Source organism: Mycobacterium sp., from assembly GCF_050701675.1.
In the GTDB taxonomy this organism is placed as follows: Bacteria; Actinomycetota; Actinomycetes; order Mycobacteriales; family Mycobacteriaceae; genus Mycobacterium.
The window spans coordinates 1-7,062 of record NZ_JBOGDD010001014.1; the positions used below are offsets into that span (position 1 = coordinate 1).

At 66.5% G+C, this 7,062-nt stretch carries 8 protein-coding genes; 4 read left to right on the forward strand and 4 right to left on the reverse strand.

Features of this window, described 5'->3' with window-relative positions:
* The 4 genes from rsmG to ACRDUX_RS31190 form a co-directional block, all read left to right on the forward strand.
* Positions 1-714: 16S rRNA (guanine(527)-N(7))-methyltransferase RsmG (gene rsmG, locus ACRDUX_RS31175; RefSeq protein WP_526419761.1), on the forward strand; the 714-nt coding region annotated here is incomplete at its 5' end.
* On the forward strand, positions 711-1,712 hold the full coding sequence (locus ACRDUX_RS31180) for a ParA family protein (protein WP_526419763.1): 1,002 nt from the start codon (positions 711-713) through the stop codon (positions 1,710-1,712). The genes rsmG and ACRDUX_RS31180, both read left to right, overlap by 4 nt.
* Complete coding sequence (locus ACRDUX_RS31185) at positions 1,709-2,698, forward strand: ParB/RepB/Spo0J family partition protein (RefSeq protein WP_526419765.1); 990 nt, start codon at positions 1,709-1,711, stop codon at positions 2,696-2,698. The genes ACRDUX_RS31180 and ACRDUX_RS31185 overlap by 4 nt, the downstream gene beginning before the upstream one ends.
* Positions 2,699-2,944: 246 nt before the next feature.
* On the forward strand, positions 2,945-3,811 hold the full coding sequence (locus ACRDUX_RS31190) for an acetyltransferase (RefSeq protein WP_526419767.1): 867 nt from the start codon (positions 2,945-2,947) through the stop codon (positions 3,809-3,811).
* On the opposite strand, the gene ACRDUX_RS31195 is transcribed toward ACRDUX_RS31190, so the two are convergent.
* The 4 genes from ACRDUX_RS31195 to ACRDUX_RS31210 all read right to left on the reverse strand — a co-directional run.
* Complete coding sequence (locus tag ACRDUX_RS31195) at positions 3,703-4,902, reverse strand: N-acetylmuramoyl-L-alanine amidase (RefSeq protein ID WP_526419769.1); 1,200 nt, start codon at positions 4,900-4,902, stop codon at positions 3,703-3,705. The two genes, ACRDUX_RS31190 and ACRDUX_RS31195, sit on opposite strands and share 109 nt — an antisense overlap.
* A gap of 84 nt (positions 4,903-4,986) precedes the next feature.
* Complete coding sequence (trxA, locus tag ACRDUX_RS31200) at positions 4,987-5,322, reverse strand: thioredoxin (protein ID WP_526419770.1); 336 nt, start codon at positions 5,320-5,322, stop codon at positions 4,987-4,989.
* Positions 5,323-5,364: 42 nt separating this feature from the next.
* Positions 5,365-6,333 carry a thioredoxin-disulfide reductase gene (gene trxB / locus ACRDUX_RS31205; RefSeq protein ID WP_526419772.1) on the reverse strand — a complete coding sequence of 323 codons (969 nt, stop codon included), beginning with the start codon at positions 6,331-6,333 and terminating at the stop codon, positions 5,365-5,367.
* Positions 6,334-6,404: 71 nt separating this feature from the next.
* On the reverse strand, positions 6,405-7,062 hold a 658-nt coding region (locus tag ACRDUX_RS31210; protein ID WP_526419774.1), incomplete at its 5' end, for an RsmA family anti-sigma factor.

The following is a 7,062-nucleotide window of genomic DNA, read 5'->3' on the forward strand; positions in this document are numbered from 1 at the left end:
CGACTCGAGTTGGCACAGCGGTACGCCGGCATACTCGCGGGCGCCGGTATCGAGCGCGGGCTGATCGGCCCGAGTGAAGTCGAACGCTTGTGGGATCGTCACATCCTCAACAGCGCGGCCGTCGGTGAACTGTTGACGGACGATGAGCGCGTAGCGGACGTCGGGAGCGGCGCCGGCCTTCCTGGCATACCGCTCGCGCTTGCGCGACCGGGCGTGAGTGTCACGCTGATCGAACCGCTCCTGCGCCGCGCCGACTTCCTGTCAGAGGTGGTCGAGCTCCTCGGGTTGGGTGTCGTCGTCATTCGCGGGCGGGCTGAGGAACCATCGGTTCGTCGTGAAGCCGGCGACATCGACGTGGTTACGTCCCGGGCCGTCGCGTCTCTCGATAAGTTGACCCGATGGTGTCTCCCGTTGCTCCGGCCCGGTGGTCGCATGCTTGCCATGAAGGGCGAGCGGGCTGCCGCGGAGGTCGATGAACACCGTCGCGCGATGAAGTCATTGGGTGCCGTGGACGTGAAGGTGATGGAATGTGGCGTGAACTATTTGACTCCGCCCGCAACCGTGGTCGTGGCGGTGAGGTCGGCTCGGGTAGCGGGCTCCCGGCCGGCGGGCAGGAGCGGAGCGACCCGGGAGTCAGATCAGCAGGGCACGAACCGCGGACCGCGGGACGAACGATCACCACGGCCGAACCGGTCGACGAGGAGGAGCAAGTGACGCCACCGCCAAGAGGCGCGGGGGAGGCACCCGATGCTCAGCCGCTCAAGCCCTCGCCGAATGTTTCACGTGAAACATGGCAGCCGCCCGTCGAGGAGGCATGGAAGGAGCCGACGGCTGCGGACACCCCAATTGGGGCGGAAGCCGAGCGCGCGGTGCGCATACTGCACAACGCGAAGGGGCGGCAACTACGGCGGCCGCCGCACCAACGGGTCTTCACGATTGCCAACCAGAAGGGTGGAGTCGGCAAGACCACGACCGCGGTGAACGTCGCCGCTGCTCTCGCCTTGCAGGGTTTGCGAACCCTCGTCATCGATCTCGACCCGCAGGGCAATGCGAGTACCGCGCTGGGGGTCGATCACCGTCCCGGCACACCTTCGTCGTACGAAGTGCTGATCGGCGAGATCAGCATTGAAGCGGCGGTTCAGCAGAGCACCTACAACGATCTTCTGCATTGCGTGCCTGCCACCATCGATCTGGCCGGCGCGGAGATCGAACTCGTCAGCATGGTCGCCCGCGAGGGTCGTCTACGGAACGCGCTGGCCAGCCTTCGGGAGCACGACTTCGACTACGTGTTCATCGACTGCCCACCGTCGCTCGGCCTGCTCACGATCAACGCGCTCGTCGCGGCACCGGAGGTCCTCATCCCCATCCAGTGCGAGTACTACGCACTCGAGGGAGTGGGTCAGCTGCTCCGCAACATCGAGATGGTCAAGTCCCATCTCAACCCGCATCTCGACGTGACGACCGTCATCCTGACGATGTACGACGGAAGAACCAGACTGGCGGACCAGGTCGCCGAAGATGTCCGGGCGCACTTCGGAGCCAAGGTGCTGCGGACCGTGATCCCGCGCAGCGTCAAGGTGTCCGAGGCACCGGGCTACGGCATGACGATCTTGGAGTACGACCCGGGTTCGCGCGGTGCAATGAGTTATCTCGACGCCAGCCGCGAGATAGCGGAACGGGCCCACACCGGAACGAAGGGACAAACGCGATGACTCCGCCAGCCAAGCGAACCGGACTCGGCCGTGGACTCGCCTCGCTGATTCCGACCGGTCCCAGCGAAGGTGTGGATGGGCAGCGCACCCCGGGCATGGGCGACGCCGCAGCGGATGTCATGTACGGCGGTGCGCCGACGGCGGTCGTCGAACCGGTCAGCGACGTCGGTGCGGTCTACCGGGAGATCGACCCAGCGGTCATTGAGCCGAACCCCAAGCAGCCGCGCCAGGTGTTCGACGGTGAGGCACTGGCCGAACTCGTCCATTCCATCCGCGAGTTCGGACTCATGCAGCCGATCGTCGTGCGCGCACTCGACGGTGTCGAGGGGAAGCCGCGCTACCAACTGGTGATGGGGGAGCGGCGCTGGCGGGCCGCTCAGGAAGCCGGCCTGACGGCGATCCCCGCGATCGTCCGCGAGACAGCCGACGAAAGCATGCTGCGCGATGCGCTCCTCGAGAACATCCACCGCGCTCAGTTGAACCCGTTGGAAGAGGCCGCGGCCTACCAACAGCTTCTCGACGAGTTCGGCGTGACGCACGAGGAACTCGCGGTGCGGATCGGTCGATCCCGTCCGGTGATCACCAACATGATTCGGTTGATGCGCCTACCCATCGCGGTTCAGCGGCGGGTGGCGGCCGGAGTCTTGTCCGCCGGTCACGCCCGTGCACTCTTGGCACTGGACGCAGGGACCGAGAAGCAGGAGGAGCTAGCCGCCCGGATCGTCGCAGAGGGCCTCTCCGTGCGCGCGACCGAGGAGGCCGTGACCCTCGCGAACCGGGACGACGGAAAGGATCCGTCCCCGGCACAGCGGCGCAAGCCGATTCAGATGCCGGGCCTGCAGGACGTTGCTGAACACCTCTCCTCAGCGTTCGATACCCGGGTCACCGTGAGTCTTGGCAAACGCAAGGGGAGGATCGTGGTCGAGTTCGGCTCGGTCGACGACCTCCAACGCATAGTCGACCTTATGAACTCATCCAAGGCATGACCGTCCATACCGCGTAATTACGTCACTGTGACACATCGGCGCGCCCAGCCCGGCTCCGCCGACACTCTGAGGAGCTAATCCCTTGCGCAGCAACATAATTCGCCAGATGTCGGCGAGCGAAGCGACGGGGTATCCGCTGAGCTCCGGCGTGACGTTCCGGCAAGAAATCGAACCGCGCTCGTCGTCCGCTTCTATCCTGGAGTGGCGGCCACGGCCGTCCGGCCGATCAGAAACGCGGGGAGTCTAGTGTCAGCACGAATCACGCCGCTGCGGCTCGAAGGCTTCGAGCAGCTGCCCAAGCACGCGCGGCGATGTGTGTTCTGGGAGGTCGACCCGTCCACCCTGCAGGGTGACGATCACCTCGCCGACCCCGAGTTCGAGAAGGAAGCGTGGCTGTCGATGGTCATGCTGGAGTGGGGTTCCTGCGGACAGCTGGCAGTGGCGTGCGAGCCGGATCAAGCCGACTTCACTGCGTCGACGTCGAGCGGGGACGAGCCGTGTCTTGGGTTCGCGTTCTACGCTCCGCCGCGTGCGGTTCCGCGCGCCGGACTCTTCCCGACCGGACCCGTCAGCGCCGACGCCGTGTTGTTGACCACCGTGGGGGTCGAAGCCGGTGACGACGGCGAAGGGCTCACCCGCGCCTTGATGGCGGCGGTGGTGGGGGACCTGGTGCGACGCGGCGTTCGGGCGCTTGAGGCATTCGGGCGGACCGCCGAGGCGGCCGAACTCGCCGACCCGCAGAAGGTCTCGCCCGACCTTCGCTCAGCGGTCCAGGTTCTCGGCGACTGTTCGTTGGATGGGTGTGTCATCGACGCAGACTTCTTGGGAGACGTCGGATTTGAGATCGTCGCTCCGCACAGGTACTTCCCACGCATGCGCCTCGAGCTCGAGCAGGGGCTGGGCTGGAAGGCCGACGTCGAGGCTGCTCTCGAGCGGCTGCTGGAAAGCGCCCAACTGCAGCAGCCCGTGGGGGCCGGCGCGAGTTCTGTGCGTTTGAGAGCAGGTCAGCTCTGGGCTGCGCGCCCGGCGGACTGCTCGACAGAACGTTCGTGGGCCAGCAGTTCGGCGAAGGTGAACGTACCCGTCGGACGGTCGTTCTTGCCGAGCAGGTAGAGCCGCTTCACGGCGGCGAGGATGCCCTCGGCGAGGGAATCGCGCGCATGGGGCGACACCAGCAGCTCGCGGTCGTGCGGATTGGTGATGTAGCCGACGTCCACCTGGACGGTGGGCATGCGCGTCAGGCGAAGCAGGTCCCACGTGCGGCCGTGGGTACGACAATCCCGTAGTCCGGTGCGCGCCACCAGTTCTCGCTGGACGAAGTCAGCGAGATTGCGGCCGATGGTGGAGACCGAGCCATGTGCGTTGCCGAAGTGGAACGATGCGACGCCGTTGGCGGGGGAGCCGGGCAGCGCGGCACACCTGAGGCTGATCATCAGATCGGCGCCGACGGCGTTGGCCGTCGCGGCCCGCTCGGCGTCGGACGTACTACGGCCCACCGGCCGGGACAGGAACGTCTCCATGCCGATCGCCGTCATCCGGCCCTCGAGACGACTTCCCAAGTCCCACAGGATGTCTGCCTCACTGATGGGGCCCGTGGGACCGCTGAAGATGGGACCGTGATCGTCGCCGCCGCGGCCCGGATCGATGATGATGCGCTTACCCGACAGCCGTGGGCCGGAGCGACGAACCAACTCCTCCTCGCGGATGGCGTGGAGGGAGCCACCGGTCACCCTGGAACCGAGAAAGTACAACGAGCGCAACGTTTCTGGGCCGCAGATACCGTCCGGGTAGAGACCGTACTCCCGCTGATAGGACATCAGGCCGTTGTGCGTCTGAAGGCCGAAGTGGCCGTCGACCAGGTCGGTGTAGAAACCGAGGTCCTGCAAGCGGGCCTGCAGTGTCGCTACGTCGTCGCCGTACATCGGCGCACCGAACTGGTGGGCCAGGGTACGTGCCCCCAACCGGTAGGACGCCTCCTTGAGGGCACGGTAGGTCGCCTCACCCACGATGCCGTCGACGAGCAGTCCACGATGCTGTTGGAACGCTCGGACCGCATGGTCGATGTCCTCGTCGAACGCATCGAACGCCACGTGCTTTCCAGTGGTCAGATCCGCATCGGGGCTGTCCAGCATGCCCAGCGCGGCCAGTGCCGACCGAATCTCGACGACCGAGACCCCCCGATCCCCGCGGCGCACACTAGACATGAACAGGATTGTCGCAGACGGAGACGATAATTCGAAAAACCTCCAGGCCAATCAGGACCGCGGGTTCCGATCGGGAACGGCAAATCAAACGGCGTCAGACAGCTCGCGCAACAGCGCAGCCTTGCCCTTTGCGCCCACGATGCGCTTCACCGGCTTGCCGTCCTTGAAAAGGATCAGCGTCGGAATCGACACCACCTGGAAGTCGCGCGCCGTGGCCGGGTTGGCGTCGACGTCCAGCTTCGCGACGGTCAGCGCGCCCGCCTTCTCGGTGGCGATCTCCTCGAGTACGGGGGCGACCATCTTGCACGGGCCGCACCACGTCGCCCAGAAGTCCACCAATACCGGGGTGCTGCTGGAGAGAACGTCGGTCGAGAACGAATCGTCGGTGACGGCAACGGTCGCGCTCGTGGTCTCGCTCATGTGGTGCTCCTCGTGTCTATGAATCGGTTGAAGCGGGAGGGTTCAACTCTGGATCGTCTCTGGATCGTCCTTGTCGGCGAGCCAGCGCTCGGCATCGATCGCCGCCGAACAACCACTGCCTGCGGCGGTGATGGCCTGCCGGTAGGTGTGGTCGACGAGGTCCCCGCACGCGAACACCCCATCGATCGACGTGCTGGTGGTACGCCCCTTGACCTGGACGTATCCTTCGTCGTCGAGTTCGACCTTGCCGCTAACCAGCCCGGAACGCGGATCGTGGCCGATCGCCACGAAGACGCCCGTCACGGCAAGCTTGGACTCTTCACCGGTCACGGTGTCGCGCAGGCGCACACCCGTGACCTTGGGCTCGCCCTCCACCTCGGTGACCGTGGTGTTGAGCAGGAACGTGATCTTGGGGTTGGCCCTGGCGCGCTCGAGCATGATCTTCGACGCGCGGAACTCGTCGCGGCGGTGGATCAGCGTCACGCTGCGGGCGAACCGGGTGAGGAAGGTGGCTTCCTCCATGGCCGAGTCGCCGCCGCCGATGACTGCGATGTCCTGGTCGCGGAAGAAGAAGCCGTCGCAGGTGGCACAGGTGCTGACGCCGGTGCCGATGCGCTCCATCTCACCGGGGACGTCGAGCTGTCGCGCCGCCGCACCCATCGCGAGGATGACCGACCGGGCCTGAAAGGTCTCATCGCCGACGGTGACCGTCTTGATGGGGCCGTCGAGCGATACGTCGTCGACGTCCTCCATGCGGAGGTCGGCACCGAATCGCAGGGCCTGCTCGCGCATCTGCTCCATCAATTCGGGCCCGGTGATGCCGTCCTTGAAACCCGGGTAGTTCTCCACCTCGGTGGTGGTCATCAGGGCGCCGCCGAACTGCACCCCTTCGAAGACCAACGGATTGAGCTGGGCACGCGCGGCGTACACCGCGGCCGTATAACCAGCGGGACCCGAGCCAATGATGATCACATCGTGGAGCGTGCCCAAATCGGGGGAAGAGCTAGTCATGTCCGCCTTTCTACGTACGGCCTATAACACCAGCGTAAGCCCGCCTGTTCCATCCTTGCGTGCGGGACGCGTCATGTGTGGCTGACGACCGTGCTGGCGAGTAGACCGGTGTCGACGGAGCTGCAGTTCGGCGCAACCACGACCGCATTGACGCGGCTGGGCACGTCACCGGGGAGAAGCACTAGCACCCCGGGCCTGCCCATGACGTCGAGCGGTCGCGCGCCGAGCACGGGTGTGCCCGCCGAGTAGCCGAGCCCGATGAGACACGACGCCCGACGACGTGGGCTCGCGAGGGCGCCCAGGTCCTGGGGCTGGTTGAGCAGCGCGAGGAGTTCCGCGTCCGAAAGGGGGATGCCACCCGATGGGCGGGCCACCGTGATCGACGATGCGGTGGGCGCGGCACCGGACGGGCCAACGGAATCGTTGCGAAGGAGCATCACCGTGCCGACGGCGCCCGCGGCGATGACCGCTGCCAGACCCGACACGGCGGCAGCGGTGCTGAATCGCAGGACGGGAGCGCGGGCGGCGTGTGCCGTCCCTGGGCCGCGCCGATCGTGCACCCGGTTCGCCGGCGGGGGCTGATTGCGCAGGGCCGAGCCGACACGTGCCGTGACGTCGGCGGGAATGTCGGGTGCGGAGGCAGCGTCGACGCCGAGGTCGGCAACGTCGCGGCGCACGCGCTCCAGAGTCGAAAGTCGGCGGGCGACGTCCGGATCGGTGCGGACCCGG

Excerpts from the sequence above, each read along its gene's own strand:
- ACRDUX_RS31185 (WP_526419765.1), top strand. The coding sequence starts at position 1,709 with ATGACTCCGCCAGCCAAGCGAACCGGACTCGGCCGTGGACTCGCCTCG.
- ACRDUX_RS31195 (WP_526419769.1), bottom strand. The coding sequence starts at position 4,902 with ATGTCTAGTGTGCGCCGCGGGGATCGGGGGGTCTCGGTCGTCGAGATT.
- trxA (WP_526419770.1), bottom strand. The coding sequence starts at position 5,322 with ATGAGCGAGACCACGAGCGCGACCGTTGCCGTCACCGACGATTCGTTC.
- trxB (WP_526419772.1), bottom strand. The coding sequence starts at position 6,333 with ATGACTAGCTCTTCCCCCGATTTGGGCACGCTCCACGATGTGATCATC.